The following is a 23,849-nucleotide window of genomic DNA, read 5'->3' on the forward strand; positions in this document are numbered from 1 at the left end:
GGGACTCCTGGCTTATTGCCCGCGCTGGTTGGACCGCGGGTCACCCAGCGGCCGATAGTCATCGTCGTCAAACACGTAGTTCGCCGCGCAACCACTCAGCGCCCACATCAGTAAAACCATCCCCACTGCCGGCCATCGAAAAACACTCATCACGCCTCTCCCATTGAAATAAATTCGCGCGCGGAACATTCAGCACTCGCCCTTGACGTCACCGCAGGGGATATTCAGCCGTGCCAGGCGATACAACAGGGTGCGCCGGGCGACCCCCAGCTCACGGGCGGTGCGGGTGCGATTGCCACGGTTCTTGTGCAGGCAATCAATCAGCAAGCCCCGCTCGACGCGTTCCAGGCGTTGGCGCAACGTTGCGTCGCTGGCCTGTGCAGGTGACGCCAGTGGCAACAAGAGGTGTTGCGGCAGGATCACCCCGTCGTCGCACAACAACACGGCACGTTCCACCAGGCATTTGAGCTCGCGCACGTTGCCGGGAAAACTGTGGCTGGACAGCTGATCCAGGGCCTGGTTCGACCAGGACACCGGCGCTCGCCCCTGGGCGGCGCAGGCCTTGCCTGCGAAATGCCGAGCCAGCGCCCGTACATCGCCCTCGCGTTGGCGCAGGGCCGGCAGTTCGATCGGGAACTGGGCCAATCGATAGTAGAGGTCCTCACGGAAACTCCCCTGGGCGACCATTGCGCCAAGGTCACGGTGAGTGGCCGCAATGATCCGCACATTCACTTTATGGGCGGTACTGGCACCCAGCGGACGTATTTCGCCCTCCTGCAAGACCCGCAACAATTTGGCTTGCAGCGACATCGGCATATCGCCGATTTCATCGAGTAGCAACGTGCCGCCATCGGCGGTATCGAACAGACCGGGACGATCCCGGTCGGCACCGGTAAAGGCGCCCTTGCGATAGCCAAACAGTTCGCTTTCCAGCAACCCTTCCGGGAATGCGGCACAGTTCTGTACGACAAAGGCCTTGGATCGACGCGGGCCCATGGCATGGATCGCCCGGGCGACCACCTCCTTGCCCGTACCGGTCTCGCCGTGCAAAAGCACGGTATAGGTGCTGTCCAGCACCTTGCCGATCAGGCGGCAGGTCTCGTCCATCACCGCGCTGTTGCCTATCAGGCCAAGACCTGCGGGACGGAGCACGCGAGCGAGCCCCGGACGGGCCGGCGATGGCGGGCTGGCTTCCGGCAGCAGCGCCCGCTGGCGCAGGGCAAAAGCCCCCAACGGCCCCAGTGTTGTGGCGTACCCCAGCAGATCCCGGGAGTGTTCAGTCACGCATAGCAGCACGCCCCTCGCGGGAAGGTGTCGATGGGTGATAGGCACGCACAGCAGCGACTGCCAGGGCGCCAGGCCTCTGGGAATGAAGGCGGTGTCATAAATGCTGTCTTGCAGGCCACGGATACTCAGGGGCCGCTGATGTTCCAGGGCGAACTGCAGCAATTGCTGGCCCTGCTGGTCCACCTCTGCGCCCACACCGATATCCCAGGGCCCTTCTTCCCGCCGGTATTCGGCAGCCAGGAGCAGGCCATGGCCGGCCTCATCTGACAGGTACACCTGGCTGAGCGTGCACTGGCTCAACTGCACCGCGGCCTGGGCAAGGTTGCCAGGCACACTTGCCCGATCGCTATCGAGGCCCAGGCGCAAGAGCCACTGCACCAGTTGTTCGGTATAGTCCGGCGACTGTGACAACGGGGCTGCCCTCATCATGCAAACTCGCAGATGACGTGACCGTCGCCATCCAGCGTCCCGTGGGCGCGCTGCACATGTTCGTCCCTGGCCATTGCCTCCAGCAGGCGATCGACGATCTGGGGCAATAGATTGGCGTCGATCCACTGATCGACATACCGCGCCCCGCTCTCGCTGCGGGTACAGCGCTCTGCCAGGTAATCGACCAATCGCGGGCAATGGCTGAATGCCAGATGCCGCTGCAGCAGACGTTGGCCCAGGCGCTGCAACTTGCTTTCTACCAACTCCCGCAGCACCGCACCGTTGATCGGGTAGTACGGCACTACGCACATGCGGGCCAGCAGCGCCGGCTTGAAGTGTTGGTTGAGCAGCGGCGCAAGTGCTGCTTGCAAGGCTTGCGGGCTGGGGCGCTGCGCAGCGCCACACAGCTCGATGATGTGTTCGCTGCCGAGGTTGGAGGTCATCAGGATCAGCGTGTTGCGAAAATCGATCTCACGCCCCTCGCCATCATGGGCCCAGCCTTTGTCGAAGATCTGGTAGAACAGGTTCATGACCCCAAGGTGCGCCTTCTCGACCTCATCGAGCAGCACCACCGAATAGGGCTTTTGCCTGACCGCTTCGGTCAGCACGCCGCCTTCGCCATAACCGACATAGCCGGGCGGAGCCCCCATCAGGCGTGACAGTGAATGTTTCTCCTGGTATTCGGACATGTTGATGGTGGTCATGAACCGTTCGCCGCCATACAACAGGTCGGCCAACGCCAACGCCGTCTGCGTCTTGCCAACGCCACTGGGACCGACCAGCAGAAAGACGCCCACGGGCGCATCGGGCCGGTTCACCCCGGCGGCGGCGGCACGCATCGAGCGGTCCAGCCTCTGCACGGCCTGCTCCTGGCCGAGAATGCGCGTGCGCAGATCGGTGGCGAAGTCGAGGACCTTGACGCTGTGCTCGCAGGCTACCTGGCTGAGCGGAATGCCGGTCCAGGCACTGATCACTTGCGCCACCAGCCGCGGGCATACTTCAAAATTGACCAGGCGCTGCTGTGATTGCTCTGCCAGCAGGCTGCCGTGGGCTTGGCACAGTTGCTGCTCAAGCAGCTCGATGGCCTGCCCGGACTGGCGGGCCTGGCTCAACTGTAGGCGCAAGGCCAGTACCCGCTCGGCCATCTCACGCTGGCGTGTCCAGCATTGCTTGAGGTGTTCATGTTCGCCACCGACGGTTTCCAGGCGCGCGGCCAGTACCTGCAGTGCGCCAGGGTCAATCGGCAGCCCGGCGTCCCGGTCGCGGCAAAGTGCCTGGTGCTGGCGGGTACTTTCCGCCAGTTGGGCAGCCACGGCCTGTAACGCCGGCGGAGCGGTCACCAGGCTGATGCGCACACGCGCGCAGGCCGTGTCGAGCACATCCACAGCCTTGTCGGGCAACTGTCGCCCCGCCAGGTAGCGTGCCGATAGCTGCGCGGCGGCAACCACGGCGTCATCACGCACGTACACACCATGGCTGGTTTCATACACCGAGGTGAGACCACGCAGGATCGTCACCGCATCATCGACACTGGGTTCCTGGACATGCACCGGCTGAAAGCGCCGGGCCAGTGCCGGATCCTTTTCAAAGTACTTCTTGTACTCTGACCAGGTGGTGGCCGCGATGGTGCGCAGTTCGCCACGGGCCAGCGCCGGCTTGAGCAGGTTTGCCGCGTCGCCGCTGCCCGGCGAACCACCGGCCCCGATCAGGGTGTGCGCCTCGTCAATGAACAGGATCACCGGCACCGCGGAAGCATTCACTTCCTCGATAACGCCCTTGAGCCGCCGCTCGAACTCGCCCTTGATGCTGGCACCGGCCTGCAGCAGCCCCATGTCGAGGATCAGCAGGCGCGTATCCTGGAGCACCGGCGGCACCTGCCCCTGGGCAATCTGCCTGGCCAAACCCTCGACCAGCGCGGTCTTGCCGACACCGGCTTCACCCACAATGATCGGATTGTTCTTGCGCCGACGCGCCAGGATATCGATCAACTGCCGGATCTCGGCGTCTCGACACAAGACCGGGTCGACCCGCCCATCCAGGGCCTGCTGGGTCAGGTCATGGGTGAAACGCGGCAACAACGCTTCAGGGTTGCCACAGGCGTACACCCGGGAAACCTCGGCCTCCTCGCCCAAGGCGAACTCAAGCAGGCGCTGCGCATCGAGACGGGCCAGCAGCACCTGATAACGACTACCAGCGTGGTGCAACGGGTTACGCAGCAAGGCGAGGATCAAGGCCGCCTCACTGACCTGGGAGTGCGCCAACTCCAGCTGGGCAACAACCAGCGCTTGTTGCAACCATTGCACCAGCAACGGCGCAAACACCGGATTGCGCGAAGTGCCCTGCCCCATCCTGGGCACAAGCGTGGCTTGCAGTTCGCCCTGTTCGATGCCGGCCTCTTGCAGCGCACGCACCAGCAACCCTTGTGGGTGCTCCAGCAGCGCCAGCAAGACGTCCTCCACCAGGACTTGCGAGCCACCCCGGGCCACACAGCGTTCTGCGGCGCGCTCCAGGTCATGGCGAGTTTGTGTCGCCAGCACACGAATCAATTGCTGCAAGTCCACATTCATCATAGTCATCTGTCCCTAGTGAGTTTTACTGGCCAGTGTGAGCACACCGTCCGCGCGCGCCGGCCCCATCCAACTGGTCCAGCCCAGCCGGCACACATTGCGTTGGCCTATGTGCAGCGCCCGTATCTCCCCGGGGCGCAGGACCAGGCGCAGGTCATAGTCCAGAGGGTCTCGCACGGCGAAGCGAATCAGCGCGCAGAGCGGCGAGTGGTTCGCGCCGTCGGGTAAAAACTCATGAAAACGCTGCCAGTCGAGGTCCTGGAGATGCACCCTGAATTTGCCGGCACGGTCGACGACCTGTCGCCCAAGGACCAGGTCCCGCCCCAGCAAACTGCTGGCATGTGCCAGTTGGTTGCGCTGCCCACGGGCAATCACCACCTTGCGCTGGACGCATTGCTCGATCAGCAACGATGGGTGTTTGAAGTAGTAACGCAGCACCGTTTCGATAAGCGCCGCCGAATGGGCGCGCATGCCCAGCAACCCCAGGTAGGGCAACAGGCGTTTCCAGTCCAATGGCGTCGCCCCCCGGATGGCCCGGCCGCCCAGGCCTATCAGGGCGAACATCTGCGCGGAAAACGCATCGCTGGCGCCCGCTCGAAAGCGTGCCGGGTAACGGTACTTGCGCCACAGAGGCAGCATCAGCCGATGCAAACGGTGGTGGAACAGGTCAAGAAAGTCGGCGACCGGATTCCCCCCCGCCCGCTCGGCCAAGGCGTGCTCAGCATAAAATGCCGGCAGTGGCGAATTCGCCCCCACCAGGCCCAATACATTGAGGCGCAAACGTGCCCGCAATTGCCCACGCTCGATAAAGAACGTCACGCGGTCAATATCGTTGCCGGGAAACCCCAACCCCGGATTGGCCTGGAACTCCAGGAGGTCATACAGCGCCTCATCACCAAGGGATGGGTGGGCCTCACGCAAACGCTCAATCACCTGCAAGACCGCCTGGAACAGCGAATACTCACGGATGGTCCGGGACAACTCGGTTAAAGCAGGGCCTGCTGGCCCATCCGGGATGGCCATAGGTACACCTCTCCTTGTGTGCTGGTAACGCGCAGTTCGTGGTACGAGTTGAGGCTCGCGTACAGCGCAAAAAACTCATTGAGGACCGAGGCAAAGACAAACAGGTCGCCCTCTCCGAGGAAGTGCTGGGGGTCAAGGGTCAGATCGATTGCTACCCCTCGAATCGGCAAGCCGCCATGCAACCTGTCGATCGGGCGCTGGCTTATCGAACGCAACCCGTCCAGCCGTCGAAGGCTGATTTTTTCGGCCTGGCGATCGTGGTAGCGCGGCAAGTCATAGGTTTTGAGCACCACTTTCAGCGCATTGATATCGCTCAGGGACAGGTAGTTGAGCGACATATTGCTGATCAGCTTCCACAAAAAGCCGCTGTCCAGCGGGGGCGCGATACCGGGGGTGGCGGCAGTGATGTTGTTGAAGGACAGGAACTCGGGTGTTTGCTCGCAGGCTTGATTGATGTCACCGATACGCAATTTGCGTGGCAAGTCGTGGTTGGTGCAGGTCAGCTCGATGGACAGGGTTTCCTGATCCCCGAACTGGCGAATGCCGAAGCTCAGGTAGGTATCCAGGCCGCTGTGTTGCAGGGACGGCCGCTGGCGAATGCTGTAGCACGCGGTCTGCTGGTCGTGCTCGAACGACTCGAATGGCACATACGCCTGGTAGCCCAGGCCACCCGGGCGCCATCCGGTGACCTGATCCACGGAAAAAACCCCGCAATGGCCTGGCGCATAGTCGGTTCCCAGCAGCAGATATTCATCCTGCTTGCCATCCAATCGGATCGGCACCCCGTCGTGCTTGAACAGGTTGACGACCGGCGTGCAAAACAGCTTTACGTTGTCCGCCGTGGGGAGCACCTGCCCGGGATTGCGCTGGCGAAGCTTGAAGCGCAACTCAAACCCCCGGGCCTGCTTGAGCAGGTCATGCGGCAAGGTTTGCAGAATATCCAGGCCACCGACGTCGACAAACAGGTACTTGTCAGGAAAGGCGAAATATTCCTGTAGATGCCGATACCCAGTGAAGGCATTCGGCGGATAGGGAAGCAGCGCCTCGTCTGCCGAAAAACCTGCTGGCCGGACCACCGATGCCGGTAATGGCAATGACAACACTTGCCCATTGCGCGCAAGCAGCGGTTTGCACTCGCCATCGAGCAGCAGCAAGTCAATGCCTTGCAGGTGGCGCAGCAGACTCACGTACAGCATCTGGCTGACATAGCGCTCCCCGGCAAAATGCAAGCGCAGGTGCTCAAGCACCAGTTCGCCCATATGCCCTTCGGCGGTCATCTCCAGGCGCAGGTTCAGCAAGGCGCCCTCGCCCTGGGCCGAGTAATCCAGCGCACTTATTTGCAGGGGCAGCACATCCGTTGCATAGCAGGTGCGAAAGCGACAACGCTCACCGTCAATCGCCACACTTTCCACTGGCGTATCCCGCTCGACGGTGATCGCGGGCCCGGCACGCAGCAACGGCGCGAACTGCAACATGCTGAACGCGGGTAACGGTCGCATGTAGTTGGGCCACAACAGGTGCATCAGCGAATGGCTGAGCTCCGGCAACTGGTCGTCGAGTTTCTGCCGCAAGCGGCCCGTCAGGAACGCAAAGCCCTCAAGCAGCCGCTCGACATCCGGGTCCCGGCCACTGTCCCCGAGGAATGGGGCAAGTGCCGGATTACGCTCACAGAAGCGCCGCCCCAAGTGTCGCAAGGCGTTGAGTTCGCTCTGGTAATAGCGGTTAACAGACACCTGGGGTGACCTCTACTCGCCCATTGCCAGCCAGGCTTGCGCTGAACACCACCACCTGCACGACCCCGTCGATATGCAACGCCCCCTGGATATCAAAGGCCAGGGCCAGCGGATCGCGACCCTGTGGCAGCGCCGTGACCCGCACATGGCTCAAGCGCGGCTCGTAGGCCGTGATGAACCGCTCGATCAGAAAACGGGCCTGGCTGAGGGATTCGTGCAGGCTCAGGCGCATGTCATTGAGATCCGGCAAGCCATAGTCGGGCAGCGTCTGCACGCTACCCGCCCGGGTGCTGAGCATGTTGCCCAGGTGGGTGGCCACCGACGCCGCGACGCAGGCCAGTGGCGTGCGCCCCGCCAACAGCGGCGCAGTGCCTGCAAGGCGCTCAAGGAAACCGCTGTAGTGACTCATCTCAAGCCCCCGGCTCATTCTTTATCGAGCTTGCCAACCAGGAACAGGGTGAAATCCGCCCCCATGTACTTGAAATGAGGGCGGACGCTGAGGCTGATGCGATACCAGCCTGGCTCGCCGTCTACATCACTGACGACAACCCGTGCCGAGCGTAGCGGACGCCGCCCCCGCACCTCGGCGCTGGGGTTCTCCTGGTCGGCCACGTACTGGCGAATCCATTTGTTGAGTTCCAGTTCCAGGTCGGTGCGCTCCTTCCACGAACCCAGTTGCTCGCGTTGCAGGACTTTCAAGTAGTGCGCCAGGCGGTTGACGATCATCATGTAGGGCAGTTGTGTGCCGAGCCGGTAATTCAACTCGGCCGCCTTGCCCTCGGCGCTGATCCCGAAGCGCTTGGGTTTCTGCACGGAACTGGCGGAAAAGAACGCGGCATTGTCGCTGCCCTTGCGCATCGTCAGGGCGATAAAGCCCTCCTGCGCCAACTCGTATTCGCGCCGATCGGAGACCAGCACTTCGGTGGGGATCTTGGTTTCGATTTCGCCCATGCTCTGGAAATGGTGCAGCGGCAGGTCTTCCACCGTGCCCCCGCTTTGCGGGCCGATGATGTTGGGGCACCAACGAAAGCGCGCAAAGCTGTCAGTCAAGCGCGTGGCAAAGGCATAGGCGGTGTTGCCCCACAGATAATGTTCGTGGCTGCTGACCACATGTTCGCTATAGGAGAAGGTCTTGACCGGGCAATCCACCGGGTCGTAGGGCGTTCGCAGGAGAAAGCGTGGCACCGTCAAGGCAACGTAGCGGGCATCTTCGCTCTGGCGGAAGCTCTGCCACTTGGCAAATTGCGGCCCTTCAAAGTGGTCTTTCAGGTCCTTCAGGTCTGGCAGGCCGGTAAAGCTCTCCAGCCCGAAAAAACCAGGCCCGGCGGCGGCAATGAACGGCGCATGGGCCATGCAGGCGACGCTGGACACGTACTGCATCAGCTTGACGTCGGGTGCGCTGGGTGAAAGGAAGTAATTGGCAATGATCGCGCCGACGGGCTGACCGCCGAACTGACCGTATTCGGCACTGTAGGTATGTTTGTAGAGCCCGGACTGGACGACCTCCGGCGAGTCCTCGAAATCATCCAGCAGGTCTTGGCGTGAGACGTTGAGCAGCTCGATCTTGATGTTTTCCCGGAAGTCGGTGCGGTCCACCAGCAGTTGCAGGCCACGCCACGCCGACTCCAGTGCCTGGAATTCAGGATGATGGAGGATTTCATCCATTTGCCGGCTGAGCTTGGTATCGATCTCGGCGATCATCCGGTCCACCAGTTGCTTCTTGACGGGCTCGCCTCGGTTTTGGGGCTTGATCAATTCCTCGATAAAGGCCGAGACACCGCGCCGGGCGATGCCGTAGGTTTCATCATCGGCCGTCAGGCGGGTCTGGGCGATGATGTCGTCGAGAATGCTGTATTCGGTATCCAGGGGGGTTGCGTGGGCGGTCGGGCTCGTGGTCATGCGATCAGTGTCCTTTTACTGAGAAGATCATGCGGCAGGGCTGTTCAGCCCCAGTTCGGCCAATACCCGCGCACGGGACTGCTCATCGGCCAGGGCGTTTTCTATGGCCTTGCGAAAACTCGGCGCGTTACCCAGGGGGCCTTTGAGCGCGACCAGCGCCTCGCGCAGCGCCATCAGTTTTTTCAACTGCGGAACCTGCTCGACCAGATGCGCCGGATTGAAGTCCTTCATGGCGTTGATACGCACCTGGACGGCCAACTCCTCGGCTTCATCCGTTTCCTGCAGTCGATTGGGCACACTCAGCAACAGGCTCAAGGCCTGCTTGGCCAGCACCTCGTCCAGGGTGTTCTTGTCGATACTGATGGGCTTGCGGTCTTCAACCTTGCGCGTATCTTCGCGCTGAGTGAAGTCACCCAGGACCAGCAGCTTCAGGGGCAGCTCGACCTCTTCCTGGGCACCGCCTATGGCCGGCTTGAACGTGATGTTGATACGTTCCTTGGGGGCGACCGAACCTTCTTTGGCCATGGTGTTTCTCCTTTGCGTGATGACGGAAAACCTATTCGAGTACCGCTTCAAGATCGACCTGGCACAACTTGCGATGGATCTCATCCTTGCGCTCGCGCAGGCCATGGCCCTGGGGCAATACGTCGTAACAGGCGTACAGCAGTTGCAACACCTCAAGGGTCAGGTCAGGCTCCCAGCGATACAGGCCGCAGTGCTGAAGCTCCTGTTCGAGCTGTTCAAGCTGGACCCTGGCCAAGTCATGCTTGGCCCCCTGGACACACAACCGAGCCAGGCCAAGGCGCCAGTAAAACCGGGCGCGCTCCCCCCGAGCGGCCTGCATGGCGTTTTTGTAGGCCTGGACAGCGGCCTTCAATCCTTCCTTGCGCAGCAGCGGAGCAATCGCCTGCAAGGCCTCCTCCCATGGCGCCGGGCCGGCACTGGCACGGGTGCTGACCGGCACCCGGATTTGCAGGTGGTGGCTAACTTGGGTGTCGATCCACCCACGGGTGGCAGCATCGGCAAAGGGCGCGCCATCATGGAAACGCAACTGGGCAACCCCGGGCAGTCGTTGCAACAACAAGGCGAACTGAATCTCAACCTCGACCATCGCCAGCTCGGCCTGTAGCGCCTGGAGGCACTCCCAGACCATGCGCACACCGTCAAACCAGAAAGGCGCGCTCGCCAGGCTGGCTTCAAGCTCCAGCAACAGGTCGGCGTAATGCCCCTGGGCAAAACGCTCCTGATAGCGCTTGAGCTTGTCGGGCGCCAACCCTCGCAACGGCGTTATCTGTTCGCTGTTGCTATCGGGAAGAGCGGTGATCCCCAGCCACGTCAGTGTCCGGTTCAAGCGCAAGGCCCGCAGGTCAGTGGTGTTCTGGCGCAACCACCAGGCGCACAGGGGGCGAGCGTTGTCCTGCAGCGTGCGCAAGAGCTTGTGCACGTCTTTCTCATTGTTCACCACCGGCTCAGGCGCCAGCAGTTGGGTTGCCACCTGCTTGACCTGGGCGAGCACACCGCTCACGCCTGATGGCGGCGGGTCACTCTCCAGGGCCTGTTGCAGCTTGTCCTCGAGCTGCCTGCGAACGGCCAGTAGCAACGGGGCATCATCCCCCAGGTGCCCGACCCACAGCTCATCAAGGCGTGCCAAGTGCCCTGCCATGCCTTGGAACAGGGAACGCTGGTCTTTGAGCGCAAAGCTCTGCGCCAGCGCCGGCTCAATACGCTGCACCAGCCAAGCAAAAGCCGCAATACGGGTACGCAGCTTGATGGGGTGTACCGTCGCCCAGTGGTGCTCACAGAGTTCACGCAACATGCCGAGCCCGGCGAGCAGGCCAGGAAAGGATTCACGTTGATACAAAGCCCAGGTCAACCAGGCAACCACCCGCAGATCCTTGGACTCGTGACGCAACAAGGCTTCGCTTTTGTCCCTCACACCCTGCCAGTCCGGCTGGCTGTTGCCATGGATCGACCGGGCCTTGTCCAGCTCATTTTCCAGCGCTTCATACCCCGCCGAAAAACGTATGTCCTCCCCTGCAAAACCGCCAGCCGAGATCGGTGACTGGGCAAGTTCCAGGTAATAAGCCGAAAGCTTGTCTGGATAAACCATGGTGGGCCGTACTGTGCTGGTTATGCTCAATTAAAGTATGGCGAACACCTATATAAACACCGAGCTTATACTGAGTGAATTCCATTTCCGTGTAGCGATAAGTGCAAACCATAGCCAGCAATATTTTATTGGGCAAGCCACCCAGATCTAGTTAAGGAGATTCCTACAAAAACAATGCTGATTCATTGTTTGTCAGCCTACTCAACGGGCGCCCTTGAAACACGCAAGGCCGCTCGCATCCGCAGACAAGAGGCTTCATTCAGGCGTGCGCAAAAAATTGCCCAGTCTTTTCAATTACGCTGCACTTAAACTAAATACTGAGCTCTCAATACCGCGACACATACGCACTGGGCAATTAATTGCGCACTACTGCGCAAACAAACTCAACTTCAAGAGCAAAAAAACATACAACCGAGGCGCCATTGCACGCCCACGCTTAAACAACGCCCTTATTTTATTAGGCGACGGTTATCCGGCACACTTTTTGTTAGTGAGCCATGGCGCCCAACAGCGCAAACTTATCTATCAGGCAAGGAAACCCGTCATGCCAACACCCGCATACCTCTCGATCACCGGCACCAAGCAGGGTCTGATCACGGCAGGCACATTCACCCAGGATTCGGTAGGCAATATCTATCAGGAAGGCCACGAGGACCAGATCCTGGTCGAGGCATTCCAGCACCAGGTCATCATTCCCCGGGATCCACAGTCGGGCCAGCCCACCGGCCAGCGGGTACACAAGCCGCTGATGATCAGCAAGGTGTTCGATAAATCCTCACCGCTGTTGTTCAGCGCGCTGACATCGGGGGAAATGGTCAAGTGCCGCCTTGAGTGGTATCGCACGTCATCCGCCGGGACCCAGGAGCATTACTTCACCATTGAACTGGAAGACGCGATCATCGTGGACATCCAGTCACGGATGCCCAATTGCCAGGACCCGGCAAATGCACACTTCACCCACCTGGAGGATGTGCACTTCACCTACCGTAAAATCGTCTGGACCCATGAGGTCTCGGGCACGTCCGGCTCTGACGACTGGCGCAGCCCGGTAGCCGGCTGAACCCGGCCGTGGATCAAACGACATCGCCACCAGCGATAGCGTTTGATCCACGGGCAGCGGGGTTCAATGCCAATCCGTGGCCACCCCCCGAAACGCACTGGGGCTGAGCCCCGTCCAGCGCTTGAACGCCCGGCGAAAGCTGCGTACGTCACTGTAGCCCACCTCTTGGGTAATACGCTCGATGGACAGGCCAGGGTTGCCCAGCAACCCCATGGTCCGGGCGCGACGTACCTGTTCCAGCAACGCTTCAAAAGTCAGCCCATGATCGGTCAGGCGCCGGCGCAGGGTGCGCCCGCTCATGTTCAGGTCACTGGCGACCTTTTCCAGTTGACTGCCCTGTAAATCACGGGAAATAGCCCGCTCCACGGCCTGGATCAGGTCCATTTTCCGGTGCAGCTGGGCACTTTCCAGTTCCAGCAGGCCAAGGGCCTGGCGCAAGGCCAGGGCATGATGATTTGGCAACTGCACGTCCAGCCAGCGGGCCTCCAGGACCATGCGATTGTGCAGGCAGCCAAAGCGCACATCGTCACCGAACAAGCGCGGGTACTCGGCGGCATACACCGGCGGTGCGTGCATGAACTCCATGCGCAATGGCTTGAATTCGCTGCCCACCAGGGTCCGCCCGTAGACCATGAGGCTGGCAAAGAACTCCTCGGCGGCAAACACCTGGACTTCGGCATAGGGCAACAGGCATTCGACATCGACCATGACCTCCTGCGCACCTTCATGGGTGCGTGAGGTGGCGATGCCGCCAGAGGTGTGTTGGTGCCGCTCGCCCACGGCAAAGGCATCGCGCAGGGTCTTGCACAACGAGATGACATGCCCCAGCAGGCCCAGGGTGCCCAGCACATTCTGATTGCCGACACACAGGCCCAGCCCCTGGTCCGGCAAGGCCTTGAGCGCACGCTGGATCATCGCCACGGCCTGGCGATAGGAGATGCGCAGCGCCGGGTCGTCCAGGTCCGCCAGGGTAAACCCCAGGCCACGACACAGATGCCCGGCATTCGCACCTTTTTGCGTCACAACCTGCCCCAGGGTTTGCAGGAGAAAAGGCGACACCCGCGCCAGCTCATAGTGTGGATCAACGGTTTTGCGGTGCATGGATCTGCGATTCCCGACTGTCTGCCCGGTTCTTGTTTTAGAAACATCCCGACAATCATAGGTGCTTGCAAGGCTCGCCGCACTCTGAATGAACAGTGTCCGGCAAAGCCCCCCTCTGTGGCCGCCAATACCCTGCCCTCTGGGGCGCCAAGGGCTTATTTCTATGGGCAAGGCCCCGATGAAGGCCCCCCTCCAACAATAATAATGAGCCCAGACATGAATCCGACCCGTGCGCTTGCCCCCCGACCACTTAAGCCTGGGCATCAATGGCTACTACCTCAAGCAGACGACTGACGATAGGCAATACGGGCGCACCGTCACCAATATTTATGGCGAAGACGTCGATGACGGTGTGCGGGGCCAGGTGTTGGCGATTGGTCCGGCGGTGTATTTCACCTTTCTTAAGTACGCCAGTGCAGAGATCCGCTGGGCCAAGGAGTTTGAGGTAGAGAACCGGCCGCAAGGCGATATGGTGTGGGCCAAGCTGACGATTCCGTTTGCGTTGTAGGGGGGGCGTTATTTCAGCCGGTGTAGACCGGCCAGCGCTCGACAATGCTGGCGCCGCGCACCGCCAGCAAATCGCCAAATTGCAGAAGCACCGACTCCGTCTGGCTCGGGCGCAAGAACACCTGGTCGTCGACGTCCAGGCCAACCCCCGGCGAGCCATTGACCATCTCCTGATTGGAGCTGCGACCATACAAGCCATTACTTTGCAGCCCCGAGGGCGACTCGAAATCGGCCAGCCAATGACCGCCATAAATAAAGAACGTGGCGCGCTGGTTGCGATCCCACCAGGACAGCAACCGGGACTTGTCATCCAGCGCCGGGATATTGACCACGCCGGTGCTTTTGAGCACTGGCGTGGCGATATAGGCCGCCGGTACATGCTCGCTGAGGGATGGCAAATCATAGTGCGTAGGTTTGAGCATGGCCGTGCCCACCGAGACTTCGCTACTCAACCGCTCCTGCTCATGCATCCGATAGCTGGGACTGCCAGCGGTATTGAGCGTCAGGCCATCACGCCACAGGGGCGCAAATTGCTGGCAGGTGAAGTCAACAAAGCCGTTGTAACGCTGCATGACCTTGTCGAACAACGCCTGGGGCGAGCCAAGGATGCCCGGCACGCCCATGCCGACAAACGGGTCATAGCCCATGAAGCCCGCAAACTCCAGGTGCTGCGGATGTGCGCTGATCAGCCCGAGCATTTGCCCCAACCCCGCGTTATCGCTGATACCGCCGCGATGCAGGCCCACATCCAGTTCGATATTGATCCGCAGCCGTGTACCCAGGCCCTGGGCCAGCGCCAGGTATTGCTGCAGGCGCTGCGGTGTATCCAACAGCCACTGCAATTGTCGGGCGGGGTCGAATGGCCCTTGGTGGCCTTGATAGAACAGCTCGGCAGAACGCACCGGCAACGGCTTGCCCAGCAGGATATCGGCGTCGGGAAACACTCGGGCATCGTGGTTGAGAAAGGGTTGGTGAAACGACATCAGACGCTGAGTGCCGGCGCGCTTGGCGATGTAGGCCAACAGGCCCGGCGCAGGCAGGGATTTTTCCACCAGCCGTAGGTGCTTGCCAGCGCGCTGGACCGACTGCATCACGATGTCGATGTTGTGATCCAGGCGATCCAGATCAATCAGCAACACCGGACGCATCGGCCCATGGGCTTTGAGCTGCTGGTTCAACTGGCGAAAATACTCGCTGTAGGGCAAGCCCCGGTCAGCCGGACGCAACAGCGCCGCGCCCGCCACCAGCAAGGCACCGGCGCCGAGGGTGCCGGCCATGAAGTGTCTGCGGTTCATCAGGCAACTCCCAGGATTGATGACAGGTGTGCATTGAGGAATTTGCCGCCGGGGTCCAGGGCCTGGCGCACCCGCGCGAACTCCTGCCAGCGTGGATACAGGGCCTGCAAGGCGCGGGCATTGAGGCTATGCAGTTTGCCCCAGTGCGGCCGACCGGCGTATTTCCAGAAGATCGGCTCGACGGCGGCGAAGACGTTGTGATGGTCCATGGTGTAGTGCTGGTGCACCGAGATCGAACAGCTGTCGCGGCCTTCAAACATGCTCAGGGGAATATCGTCAGCCTTGACGTAGCGATACTCGATGGGAAACCAGGTGCGCAAACCCTGGTCGCGGATCAGCTTGAGGATTTCCCGCAGGCAGGCCGGGCCATGTTCGGCGGGCAGCGAATACTCCATCTCGTTGAAACGCACATTGCGCACGTTGGCGTAGACCTCGAACGATTCGGCCACCCGATCCTGGAAACGGGCGAAATAGCGCAGGCTGTTGAGCAGCGTGCGGCGCGTTTCGGGAAAGTCGCTGGCATACTTATCGAGGTTTTCGATAATCGACACGAACTCATTGCCCCCCGCCTCTGCCGGGTCGATTGGCGGGGTCGGGGCATCGGTGGTTTCGTTAAGGGCGATGGACAAGGCATAGTCGGAATGGGTCACCACCAGCATCTCCCAGTGCTGGTTCTCCCGGGTGGTGTTCGCCACGTCCTCCAACAATTCCTCGGTGCGGGCAATCCATTGGCGCTCCCGCAGGCGGTAAGGCGTGCGGTTTTGCAGACGCACGCGGGTACTCACGCCGAGCGCACCCAGCGACACCCTTGCGGCGTTGAACACCTCGCGCTCACGCTCGGCATCGCAATCGAGCACTTCGCCCTGGGCCGTCACCAGTTGCAGGCCGGTGACACCGGCCGAATACGAGGTAAAGCCGACTCCGGTGCCATGGGTCGAGGTGGAAATGGCACCGGCCAGGGTCTGGTAGTCGATGTCTGCCATGTTCGGCAGTGCCTGGCCGATCGCCTTGAGCGCCGGCCCCATGCGGGACATGGGCGTACCGGCGGCGAAGGTGGCTTGCAGGCTGCCGGGGTCGTGATCGAGCAAACCATTGAAAAAACTCAGCGACAGTAGCGTGCCATCGGTCGGGACCAAGGCACTGAACGAATGGCCCGCCCCCACCGGGCGGATCTTGCCCGGCGCCTGGCGAATGACCTGCACCAACTCATCCAGGTCCCTGGGTGCCAACCGTTCAAGGGGCAGGCACTGTTGTGCACCCGACCAGTTGCGCCAGGGGATCAAGCGCGGCGCCCGGGCCAACTGGGCCAGCGCCGGGGTGCTGCTGATTGCCAGAAATGCGCCGGCTGCGGCCGAGCGCTGCAACAGTTGCCTGCGTGAAAGCACCATCACCTACTCCATTGTTGTTATTGGATGTGAGTACCGGCCATAAAACTGATCAGCCCCAGGAATTGCTCCTCGGAGCACTGCATGCACAGGCCCATCGGCGGCATGCCGTTGTAGCCGTTGAGGGTATGGTCCAGCAGCGTGTCCGCGCCCTGGGCAACGCGGGGGCGCCAGGCCTGGCTATCGCCGGTCAGTGGTGCGCCGGATGCCGGGTTGGCGTGACACAGTTTGCAACTGGTGTCGTAGACCCGGGCCAGTGCCGGGTCGCCAGGCATGGCACGGCTTGCCGTGGCAGGCTGCGGGGGATGTTGCAGTTTGTCGTCACAGGCTGCCAGCAGGCCCGGCAAGGCCAGGAGCAAACCCATGCGGCGGGGGGTCATAGACCACATAGCCAGCCTCTCTTGTGGTGTGAACAGCTGGGTTCACACTAAGTCAGCAGGGCCGCGGCGTTGAGGGTATTGGGGGACACAAAGGGGGGCTTGGGCGGACAGGGTTGGACGACCGGCGATCCATGACAGAACGCCGGCGCCTGCAGCAGGCGGCTTAGAACGCCAGGCCGACCTTGAAGCCGTACTCGTCGCGCTTGAGCTTGGTGTTATCGGCCACTTCGGAGTCCGCATCAAGCTTGTATTCGGTACGGGTGTAATACAGGCCCGCCATCACCGGCAGGTCGCCGTTCTGGTTCATCAGCAGGCTGACTTCGGCGTAGGGGTTGGTGCGGTCCTTGAGGTCCACGGTGTCGCTGCCAATGCCGTCGACCTTGAGCTTGGCGCGGCCATCGAGGGTATAGCGGGCGCCTGCTTCGACGCGCAGGGTCATGCTGTCGAACTGATGGTTGTAACCCAGGGCGGCCTTGGCAAACGGCGACTTGCTGGTGAGTTGCATGTCGTAGTCGCCGGACTCCGGCTCGTAGCGGGTCCAGTTGTAGCCACCACCGACCAGTACATCGACAAAATTGCGCGCATCCAGCGCGGCGCGCCAACCCAGGTCGAGGTCGGCCTGGCCTTCCTTGAGCTTGTTGTCGCTTTTCTTGCCGAACTTGGCGTCCACGCCAGCCTGGTAGATAAAGCCGGATTCGGCGGTCAGCTTGTTGCCGAAGTTATAGAACAGGCCCGCTTGCGGCATCTGGTCCTTGTCGCTTTCACTGCCGCCTTCGAGCTTGAAGTCGTTGTAGCTGCCCAGGATACCGAACGTGGAAATCGGATCGGTGGGCGGTGCAGCAAATACCATGGCCGGTGCGGCAACCAGGGCCAGGAGCGAGGAACTCTTGAGGAATTTTCCGAATTGCTTGGACATCGTCTTACATCTCCTTCTTGGGTGGGCAAATTATTCAGGAATCGGTTCGAGCCCCCCGTTTTGCGAAAGGTTCGATTTAATTTGCTCGGTCAAACGGAGGTAAAACGCTTCAGTGAAGGCTCTGGATCAAGCCTCCTGGAGCCGGTCCATCAGCTATCGGCCAACAGTTGCGCCAGTTTCGCGCGCAGTGGCGGGTAATCGGGGACACGTAAAGCAAAGGCTTCGCGCAGCAAGGCCAACAGCTCATCCACGTCCGTAATCCTGTGCTTCTCGCTGTCGCGGCCCAGGTAATGAATCGCATAGTGGCCGTTGTTCAGGGTACGCCGCAGCCCAGGCCCGACCAGCGCCACTTTCAAGTGGTTCACAAATGGCGAGTCGGGATGCGTGGAGACATACCAGTTGCCGACTTCATAGTCGAAGTGCGACTGCGACTGCAGGTCGAACACGTACAGCCCGCGCCACTCCTCGCCGACCTGGGCCCACAGGGTGTAGCTGGCGTCGTTCAAGGTCAGGCGATAGGGTTCATGGGCCGTGGCCTGGGGCGCCAGGTTATCCAGTTGCAATGGGCTGCTTGGCACCATACCACCAAAGGCGACATCGCTGATGTAGCGCACACCCGCCAGGGTCACCAGGGCCAGGCGATGGGTGCGTGAGGTATGCGCATCGGGCGGCCCACCGATCACCACGCGGCCGGTGATGCCGCGGGCATCAAAGCCCAGCTCTTGCAACAACGCCAGGAACATCTGGTTCAGTTCGTAGCAATAGCCGCCCCGCCCATCGAACAGGACTTTCTGCTCGATGCTGGCCAAGTCCAGGGGCACCGGCAACTGTGACAGGACCGAGAGGTTTTCAAAGGCGAAGGTACAGACATGACGCAACTGCAACTGCGCCAGGGTCTCCAGGGTTGGTGCTGGCGGCGTGTCGTAACCCAGGCGTTGCAGGTACAGGCGGCTGTGGGTCAGGCGGGAAGAATCCTTGAGCATGACGCGATCCTTGGGCGCAGGGCGAAGGCTTCACTAATACCTGTAACCGTCGTCGCTGCCAATACTGATCTGTGGCAATAGATTGCAAGAATGCAGCACAAACTTTCTGAACCTTTCTGAATCAATCCGCATCCATTCCATAACAAAACAGGGAGGCAATATGGGCACGGCAACGATCTACACCATCCACTACAGGCTGCATGGCCAACCCAAGTCCTTTGTGGTGCGGGCGGAGGTCATGAATAACGCAGAGGCATGGCACTGGGCTAGCTGTGACGCCGGGGTGGCCCACGTCGGGCGCATTGGGCGTCCTGGTCATGAGCGCACCAAAAAAACCACCCGGCCATGGGCGGAGAAATACGGCATCACTGACGTTACCTGGATCGCCCCCAAGCACTTGTAGGCATTGGCGGCCTGGTTTCTTCTCACCCCCCGCCACAAATCATGAGAAGATGCCGCGCCGCGCAATACCCCTACTTGGCTTATGGAGACTGCATCCCGCATGTTCGAGATCAAACCTGTCGATCCGCAAACCTATCGCCAGCAGACACGCCGCAGCACGCTGATCGTCGCGGTGATCTTCATCGCCCTGGCCATGCTGCTGTCGAGCCTGGCGGTGATGCTGTTTGGCGAGCCCGGCGGCGACAACTTTCGCTTCAATATCGGCGGTGTGGTGGCGGGCGTGGTCCTGACCATCGCCCTGGTCCGCGGCCCGTTCTGGTCACAAGCCTGGCTGGCCCCCGCGGTCTATGGCTGGCAGCTCAAGCGCAACCTGATGCGGGTGACCAACGTCATGCACAAGGTCACCGAGCGGGTACAGGCCAACAATCCGGCGGCGCTGAAGCTGCTGCGGTTCTACCACCTGGGGCTGACGCAGATGCACGAGTTGGATGCCAATTCCAGCGCACAGGCGCAACTGGTCAGGGAAATCCAAGAACACCAGGCACAGATGAAGGCGCAGGGAATCGAAACTGAGCAAACGCGCCTGGACCCGGCGTGGTTGAAGGCCATGAGCGACACCTGAGGTGACAGGAGCCCGCTTGCGGGCTCCGGCAAAGGGCTCAGGCGGCGAAGAGCACGCCCAGGTCCAGATGCCCGTCCTTGAGCGGCGGGCACCAGTAGTAACCACCGGTCAGCGGCGTGCTGATGCGGTACAGGCCATCGACAATCCCGTCTTCCAGGCCACTCATGCGGCGCAACTGGGCCTCGAAGGCATCAAAGGAATGGCCGAATGCGAGGAACATCAACCCCGCCTGGCCATTTTCGGCCCAGGGCATCGAGCGGCGCACCACAAAGGCTTCGGGGGCGAAGCTCTCCTGGGCGGTGCGCTTGACGTGGGCAGACTCGGGGGCGTCCTCCAGCTCTTCGTTATCGCCATGGCGACGCCCGATGATGTGGTCGCGCTCCTGGGCCGGCAAGGCGGCGAAACCGTCCAGGTCGTGCTGCCATTGCTGGATCGCGGCAAAGCTGGCGCCGCTGTCGGCAACGGCGGCTTGGACGGCGGCATCGTCGCGGGGGTTTTCGGTGCCGTCTTCGTAGTCGGTCAGGTCAAAGCCGCTCTTGTAGCGGAAACCTTCGGTCATCTGCACCAGGCGAAAAGCCGGCGCCAGGGCTTTCTCAAAAGCCCGGCTGCGCAGCAGCAATTCACCACGGTCTGCGCCATGCAGCCAGCACCACAACGCCTGCTGGGTGGATGGGTTGTCGGCACCAGGCGCCGAGATAGGCGGGAAACTGCGCAGCCCGTCGACCTGCGCGCCAAGGGCCTTGACCAGCGGTTCACCCAAGCCCACCACCCCTGCCGAGTCGACCAGTTGCACCAGCGCATCCAGCGCTGCCGGCACGGCGTCAATGGATTCGATGGCAAAAAACAGATGGCGTGCCTGCAACGGCACCGGTGCGGCAAGAATGCCCGGCTGGTACTGACTCATATGAACTCCTTCAAGAAAGCCGCGTAGTTTACCCGGCACAGCCCCACGGTGCGTAGGGAAATACGTGTAAGCCTTGCAACAGAGCCCTCGGATGGGGGAATCTCTGACCCACGCTGTGCAACCACTCCAGGGGTAGCGACATGACCACCACTCACCTGCTTGCCAATCTGTTTCCCACCGCCAACGACATTCCCGAGCAATTTCGCCTCGCCGCCCCCATCGAACAGCGCGACTATCTGGTCGATGGCCAGTTGCGCACCTGGAACGGCCCCTTGGCCCAGGTGCGCAGCCCGGTCCAGTTGGCGGGCGCTGACGGCGACACGCCAGTGATAATCGGCAGCACGCCCCTGCTGGATGCCGAAACCGCCCTGCTCGCCCTCGATGCCGCGGTGCGGGCCTATGATCGGGGCCAGGGCCAGTGGCCTACGATGCGGGTGGTCGAGCGGATCCAACATGTCGAGGCGTTTTTGCGGCGCATGCGCGAACAGCGCGATGCCGTGGTGAAACTGCTGATGTGGGAAATCGGCAAGAACCTCAAGGACTCGCAGAAAGAATTCGACCGCACCTGCGACTACATCACCGACACCATCAATGCCCTCAAGGAACTGGACCGCCGCTCCAGCCGCTTCGAGCTGGAACAGGACACCCTGGGGCAGATCCGTCGTGTGCCCATGGGCGTGGCGCTGTGCATGGGCCCCTACAATTACCCGCTCAACGAAACCTTCACCACACTGATCCCGGCGCTGATCATGGGCAACACCGTGGTGTTCAAGCCGGCCAAGCTCGGCGTGCTGTTGATCCGCCCGCTGCTGGAAGCCTTCCGCGACAGCTTCCCAGCCGGGGTTATCAACGTGATCTATGGCAGTGGCCGCGAGACCGTCAGCGCGCTGATGGCCAGCGGCAAGGTGGATATCTTTGCGTTTATCGGCACCAACAAGGCGGCCAGTGATTTGAAAAAGCTGCACCCGCGCCCCCATCGCCTGCGTGCGGCCCTGGGGCTGGATGCGAAAAACCCCGGCATCGTACTGCCTGAGGTCGACCTGGATAACGCCGTCAACGAGGCCCTCACCGGCTCGCTGTCCTTCAACGGCCAGCGCTGCACCGCGTTGAAAATCCTGTTTGTGCATGAGGCCGTGGTCGAGCGTTTCATCGAGAAATTCAACCACAAACTGGCCACCCTCAAGCCGGGCATGCCCTGGGAAGACGGTGTGGCGCTGACGCCGTTGCCGGAAGTGGGCAAGGTGGACTACCTCAACGGCCTGGTGGCCGATGCCGAACAACAGGGGGCCAAGGTGGTGAATGCCAATGGCGGCGCCAGCCGTGGCTCCTTCTTCTACCCGGCGGTGCTGTACCCGGTGAACCCGCAGATGCGCGTGTATCACGAGGAACAGTTCGGCCCGGTGGTCCCCATCGTGCCCTACCGCGACCTGGACACGGTGATCGACTACGTCCTGGAGTCGGATTTCGGCCAACAGTTGAGCCTCTTCGGCACTGACCCGGCGCAAATCGGGCGCCTGGTGGACACCTTTGCCAACCAGGTGGGCCGAATCAATATCAACGCCCAATGCCAGCGCGGCCCCGACACCTTCCCGTTCAATGGCCGCAAGAACTCGGCCGAGGGCACCTTGTCGGTGCATGACGCCCTGCGGGTGTTCTCGATCCGCACCCTGGTGGCCACCAAGTTCCAGGACAGCAACAAAGCGCTGATCAGCGATATCATTCGGGACCGGGCGTCGAGCTTCCTGACCACCGACTATATTTTCTAAACTGCTCCCATGTAGGAACGGGCTGTGTGGGAGCGGGCTTGCTCGCGATCGCGGTGTATCAGCACCAGATTTGTTGGCTGACACTCCGCGATCGCGAGCAAGCCCGCTCCCACACTGGACCCGCATAACATCTAAAGATGAGGCCTTCTTAATCCCGATGAATCTGCCGCCCTTCGCCCGTCGCCTGTTGCGGCCACTGCTCGACCCCTATCGCCGCTATCGCCATGCCAAACTGATCCACGCCATACGGGTTTCCATCGGCCTGCTCGCGACCATCCTGCTCACCACCGGTCTCAACCTACCCCATGGCGAATGGGCGTCGGTGACCATGCTGGTGGTGATTGGTGGCCTGCAGCACCACGGCAATATCGGCAAGAAAGCCGTGGAGCGGGCCTACGGTACGCTGATCGGGGCCAGTGTCGGCCTGTTGCTGGTGGCGCAACAGGCTTACCTCGGCCAACCCTTGCTGACCTACCTGTTGATGTCAGTGGTGTGCGGCTTCTTTTCCTATCACGCCATCGGCAAGGGTGGGTACACCGCGCTGCTGTCGGGGATCACCGTGTTTATCGTCGCCGGCCACGGCGATAACCCGCTGTCCGATGGCCTGTGGCGTACCGTCGACATTCTGATCGGCATCGCCCTGGCCCTGGCGTTTTCCTTCGCCCTGCCGCTGTATGCGGTGTACTCCTGGCGCTACAACCTGGCCAGTGCGCTGCGCGACTGCGCCGCTATCTACAGCCGGATCATCAGCGGCCAGTCAGTCACCGATGATGAACATCTCAAGCGGCTCAATCGCTTGAATGCGGCCATGTTGCAACTGCGTTCGCTGATGCCTTCGGTGTCCAAGGAGGTGCGGATTTCCATGACCGAGCTGGATGCGATCCAACGCCATCTGCGCATGTGCATCAGCACCCTGGAAATTCTCGGCAATACCCGCCCTGATCCACGGGATGAACAAGCCATGGCGCGCTTGCAATTGGCGCTCAAGACCCAGCATCGGCAGATTCACGTGCAGTTGATCGGGATGGCGCGCGCCCTGCAATCGGGTGCCACGCAGCGGTTGGAGCGCACCCGTATTGCTGCGCCTGAGCCCCAGGCCCCGCTGGAGGCCCCGGTACACAGTGCGCTGGACGGCTATCGGTTATTGACCGCGCAACTGGCGGCAAACGTCGACGCGATGCACGCACGATTGGCGAACAGCGCCAAGGCGTGGAAGATCTGAAGCGTTTTACACAAAAACACGGATACCCTATTTTTCTTACAGTTTTTTCACGATTTATTCACATCCACAGACGTAGGGTGAAGCCTCATCCGTTACAAACGTTGCATATCAAGCCCGCCGCCCCAGCGGGCTTTTTTTTGGTGCGCCAGGCATGGCGCGTTGCGCGCAAGCGCAACCAGCTTGGCTGTGGTGGCCACGCTGGTGACTGGGAGGTGAAAGTCCTCTACACACCCGGCAAGGGGAAGTGTTAGCCAGAGG

21 protein-coding genes and 1 pseudogene are annotated in these 23,849 nt (G+C 61.4%); 6 read left to right on the forward strand and 16 right to left on the reverse strand.

Annotated elements, in window-relative coordinates:
• Positions 1 to 12 precede the first annotated feature (12 nt).
• Genes BLL38_RS15240 through tssA form a run of 9 tightly spaced genes read right to left on the reverse strand, consistent with a single transcriptional unit; the run spans position 13 to position 11,048 of the window.
• On the reverse strand, positions 13 to 150 hold the full coding sequence (locus BLL38_RS15240) for a type VI secretion protein TagU (protein WP_076963320.1): 138 nt from the start codon (positions 148 to 150) through the stop codon (positions 13 to 15).
• 39 nt (positions 151 to 189) lie between these two features.
• The gene (locus BLL38_RS15245) at positions 190 to 1,716 is read right to left on the reverse strand and encodes a sigma-54 interaction domain-containing protein (RefSeq protein WP_090412679.1); all 1,527 of its coding nucleotides are present in this window, start codon (positions 1,714 to 1,716) and stop codon (positions 190 to 192) included.
• Positions 1,713 to 4,286, reverse strand: a complete 2,574-nt coding sequence (gene tssH, locus BLL38_RS15250) for a type VI secretion system ATPase TssH (RefSeq protein ID WP_076963294.1) — start codon at positions 4,284 to 4,286, stop codon at positions 1,713 to 1,715. The genes BLL38_RS15245 and tssH overlap by 4 nt, the downstream gene beginning before the upstream one ends.
• 12 nt (positions 4,287 to 4,298) lie before the next feature.
• On the reverse strand, positions 4,299 to 5,306 hold the full coding sequence (gene tssG, locus BLL38_RS15255; protein WP_076963295.1) for a type VI secretion system baseplate subunit TssG: 1,008 nt from the start codon (positions 5,304 to 5,306) through the stop codon (positions 4,299 to 4,301).
• Positions 5,270 to 7,039 (reverse strand): type VI secretion system baseplate subunit TssF, encoded by a 1,770-nt coding sequence (gene tssF, locus BLL38_RS15260; protein ID WP_076963296.1) that lies wholly within the window; start codon positions 7,037 to 7,039, stop codon positions 5,270 to 5,272. The genes tssG and tssF overlap by 37 nt, the downstream gene beginning before the upstream one ends.
• The gene (gene tssE / locus BLL38_RS15265) at positions 7,029 to 7,448 is read right to left on the reverse strand and encodes a type VI secretion system baseplate subunit TssE (RefSeq protein ID WP_076963297.1); all 420 of its coding nucleotides are present in this window, start codon (positions 7,446 to 7,448) and stop codon (positions 7,029 to 7,031) included. Before tssE ends, tssF begins: the two co-directional genes overlap by 11 nt.
• A gap of 14 nt (positions 7,449 to 7,462) precedes the next feature.
• Entirely contained in the window at positions 7,463 to 8,938 is a 1,476-nt protein-coding gene (gene tssC / locus BLL38_RS15270) for a type VI secretion system contractile sheath large subunit (RefSeq protein WP_076963298.1), read from the reverse strand.
• Positions 8,939 to 8,965: 27 nt separating this feature from the next.
• On the reverse strand, positions 8,966 to 9,463 hold the full coding sequence (gene tssB, locus BLL38_RS15275; RefSeq protein WP_076963299.1) for a type VI secretion system contractile sheath small subunit: 498 nt from the start codon (positions 9,461 to 9,463) through the stop codon (positions 8,966 to 8,968).
• 31 nt (positions 9,464 to 9,494) lie between these two features.
• The gene (gene tssA, locus BLL38_RS15280) at positions 9,495 to 11,048 is read right to left on the reverse strand and encodes a type VI secretion system protein TssA (protein WP_076963300.1); all 1,554 of its coding nucleotides are present in this window, start codon (positions 11,046 to 11,048) and stop codon (positions 9,495 to 9,497) included.
• Between the two features lie 544 nt (positions 11,049 to 11,592).
• Between tssA and BLL38_RS15285 the strand changes: the two genes are divergently transcribed.
• Positions 11,593 to 12,108, forward strand: a complete 516-nt coding sequence (locus BLL38_RS15285; RefSeq protein ID WP_076963301.1) for an Hcp family type VI secretion system effector — start codon at positions 11,593 to 11,595, stop codon at positions 12,106 to 12,108.
• A 63-nt stretch (positions 12,109 to 12,171) separates the two neighbouring features.
• Here BLL38_RS15285 and BLL38_RS15290 read toward each other — a convergent pair whose 3' ends face one another.
• Positions 12,172 to 13,209: an AraC family transcriptional regulator gene (locus BLL38_RS15290; RefSeq protein WP_076963302.1), complete on the reverse strand. Its 1,038-nt coding sequence runs from the start codon at positions 13,207 to 13,209 to the stop codon at positions 12,172 to 12,174.
• Positions 13,210 to 13,453: 244 nt separating this feature from the next.
• Here BLL38_RS15290 and BLL38_RS15295 point away from each other — a divergent pair.
• Positions 13,454 to 13,717: pseudogene (locus BLL38_RS15295) on the forward strand (transporter); the annotation flags it as partial.
• A 13-nt stretch (positions 13,718 to 13,730) separates the two neighbouring features.
• Here the strand turns inward: BLL38_RS15295 and BLL38_RS15300 are convergent.
• From BLL38_RS15300 to BLL38_RS15320, 5 genes are all read right to left on the reverse strand, one after another.
• The gene (locus BLL38_RS15300; RefSeq protein ID WP_162493901.1) at positions 13,731 to 14,942 is read right to left on the reverse strand and encodes a DSD1 family PLP-dependent enzyme; all 1,212 of its coding nucleotides are present in this window, start codon (positions 14,940 to 14,942) and stop codon (positions 13,731 to 13,733) included.
• Between the two features lie 68 nt (positions 14,943 to 15,010).
• Complete coding sequence (locus BLL38_RS15305; RefSeq protein ID WP_162493900.1) at positions 15,011 to 16,339, reverse strand: D-arabinono-1,4-lactone oxidase; 1,329 nt, start codon at positions 16,337 to 16,339, stop codon at positions 15,011 to 15,013.
• A 77-nt stretch (positions 16,340 to 16,416) separates the two neighbouring features.
• Positions 16,417 to 16,785 carry a c-type cytochrome gene (locus BLL38_RS15310; protein ID WP_076963305.1) on the reverse strand — a complete coding sequence of 123 codons (369 nt, stop codon included), beginning with the start codon at positions 16,783 to 16,785 and terminating at the stop codon, positions 16,417 to 16,419.
• A 154-nt stretch (positions 16,786 to 16,939) separates the two neighbouring features.
• Positions 16,940 to 17,692, reverse strand: a complete 753-nt coding sequence (locus tag BLL38_RS15315) for an outer membrane beta-barrel protein (protein ID WP_076963306.1) — start codon at positions 17,690 to 17,692, stop codon at positions 16,940 to 16,942.
• Between the two features lie 149 nt (positions 17,693 to 17,841).
• Positions 17,842 to 18,675 carry an arylamine N-acetyltransferase family protein gene (locus BLL38_RS15320; protein ID WP_076963307.1) on the reverse strand — a complete coding sequence of 278 codons (834 nt, stop codon included), beginning with the start codon at positions 18,673 to 18,675 and terminating at the stop codon, positions 17,842 to 17,844.
• Between the two features lie 160 nt (positions 18,676 to 18,835).
• Between BLL38_RS15320 and BLL38_RS15325 the strand changes: the two genes are divergently transcribed.
• On the forward strand, positions 18,836 to 19,078 hold the full coding sequence (locus tag BLL38_RS15325; protein ID WP_076963308.1) for a DUF6555 family protein: 243 nt from the start codon (positions 18,836 to 18,838) through the stop codon (positions 19,076 to 19,078).
• Positions 19,079 to 19,177: 99 nt separating this feature from the next.
• Entirely contained in the window at positions 19,178 to 19,699 is a 522-nt protein-coding gene (locus BLL38_RS15330; RefSeq protein ID WP_076963309.1) for a DUF3087 domain-containing protein, read from the forward strand.
• A gap of 37 nt (positions 19,700 to 19,736) precedes the next feature.
• Here the strand turns inward: BLL38_RS15330 and BLL38_RS15335 are convergent, their stop codons facing one another.
• The gene (locus tag BLL38_RS15335) at positions 19,737 to 20,603 is read right to left on the reverse strand and encodes a Dyp-type peroxidase (protein WP_076963310.1); all 867 of its coding nucleotides are present in this window, start codon (positions 20,601 to 20,603) and stop codon (positions 19,737 to 19,739) included.
• Between the two features lie 140 nt (positions 20,604 to 20,743).
• Between BLL38_RS15335 and BLL38_RS15340 the strand changes: the two genes are divergently transcribed.
• A complete protein-coding gene (locus tag BLL38_RS15340; protein ID WP_076963311.1) occupies positions 20,744 to 22,369 on the forward strand; it encodes an NADP-dependent glyceraldehyde-3-phosphate dehydrogenase in 1,626 nt (541 codons plus the stop codon).
• 157 nt (positions 22,370 to 22,526) lie between these two features.
• Positions 22,527 to 23,591, forward strand: a complete 1,065-nt coding sequence (locus BLL38_RS15345; RefSeq protein ID WP_076963312.1) for an FUSC family protein — start codon at positions 22,527 to 22,529, stop codon at positions 23,589 to 23,591.
• Positions 23,592 to 23,849 lie beyond the last annotated feature (258 nt).

Origin of the sequence: Pseudomonas gessardii, assembly GCF_001983165.1 — a bacterium.
In the GTDB taxonomy this organism is placed as follows: Bacteria; Pseudomonadota; Gammaproteobacteria; order Pseudomonadales; family Pseudomonadaceae; genus Aquipseudomonas; species Aquipseudomonas gessardii.

Coding starts and splice junctions, on each gene's coding strand:
- BLL38_RS15240 (WP_076963320.1), bottom strand. CDS start 150: ATGAGTGTTTTTCGATGGCCGGCAGTGGGGATGGTTTTACTGATGTGG.
- BLL38_RS15245 (WP_090412679.1), bottom strand. CDS start 1,716: ATGATGAGGGCAGCCCCGTTGTCACAGTCGCCGGACTATACCGAACAA.
- tssH (WP_076963294.1), bottom strand. CDS start 4,286: ATGATGAATGTGGACTTGCAGCAATTGATTCGTGTGCTGGCGACACAA.
- tssG (WP_076963295.1), bottom strand. CDS start 5,306: ATGGCCATCCCGGATGGGCCAGCAGGCCCTGCTTTAACCGAGTTGTCC.
- tssE (WP_076963297.1), bottom strand. CDS start 7,448: ATGAGTCACTACAGCGGTTTCCTTGAGCGCCTTGCAGGCACTGCGCCG.
- tssC (WP_076963298.1), bottom strand. CDS start 8,938: ATGACCACGAGCCCGACCGCCCACGCAACCCCCCTGGATACCGAATAC.
- tssB (WP_076963299.1), bottom strand. CDS start 9,463: ATGGCCAAAGAAGGTTCGGTCGCCCCCAAGGAACGTATCAACATCACG.
- tssA (WP_076963300.1), bottom strand. CDS start 11,048: ATGGTTTATCCAGACAAGCTTTCGGCTTATTACCTGGAACTTGCCCAG.
- BLL38_RS15285 (WP_076963301.1), top strand. CDS start 11,593: ATGCCAACACCCGCATACCTCTCGATCACCGGCACCAAGCAGGGTCTG.
- BLL38_RS15290 (WP_076963302.1), bottom strand. CDS start 13,209: ATGCACCGCAAAACCGTTGATCCACACTATGAGCTGGCGCGGGTGTCG.
- BLL38_RS15310 (WP_076963305.1), bottom strand. CDS start 16,785: ATGTGGTCTATGACCCCCCGCCGCATGGGTTTGCTCCTGGCCTTGCCG.
- BLL38_RS15315 (WP_076963306.1), bottom strand. CDS start 17,692: ATGTCCAAGCAATTCGGAAAATTCCTCAAGAGTTCCTCGCTCCTGGCC.
- BLL38_RS15320 (WP_076963307.1), bottom strand. CDS start 18,675: ATGCTCAAGGATTCTTCCCGCCTGACCCACAGCCGCCTGTACCTGCAA.
- BLL38_RS15325 (WP_076963308.1), top strand. CDS start 18,836: ATGGGCACGGCAACGATCTACACCATCCACTACAGGCTGCATGGCCAA.
- BLL38_RS15330 (WP_076963309.1), top strand. CDS start 19,178: ATGTTCGAGATCAAACCTGTCGATCCGCAAACCTATCGCCAGCAGACA.
- BLL38_RS15335 (WP_076963310.1), bottom strand. CDS start 20,603: ATGAGTCAGTACCAGCCGGGCATTCTTGCCGCACCGGTGCCGTTGCAG.
- BLL38_RS15340 (WP_076963311.1), top strand. CDS start 20,744: ATGACCACCACTCACCTGCTTGCCAATCTGTTTCCCACCGCCAACGAC.
- BLL38_RS15345 (WP_076963312.1), top strand. CDS start 22,527: ATGAATCTGCCGCCCTTCGCCCGTCGCCTGTTGCGGCCACTGCTCGAC.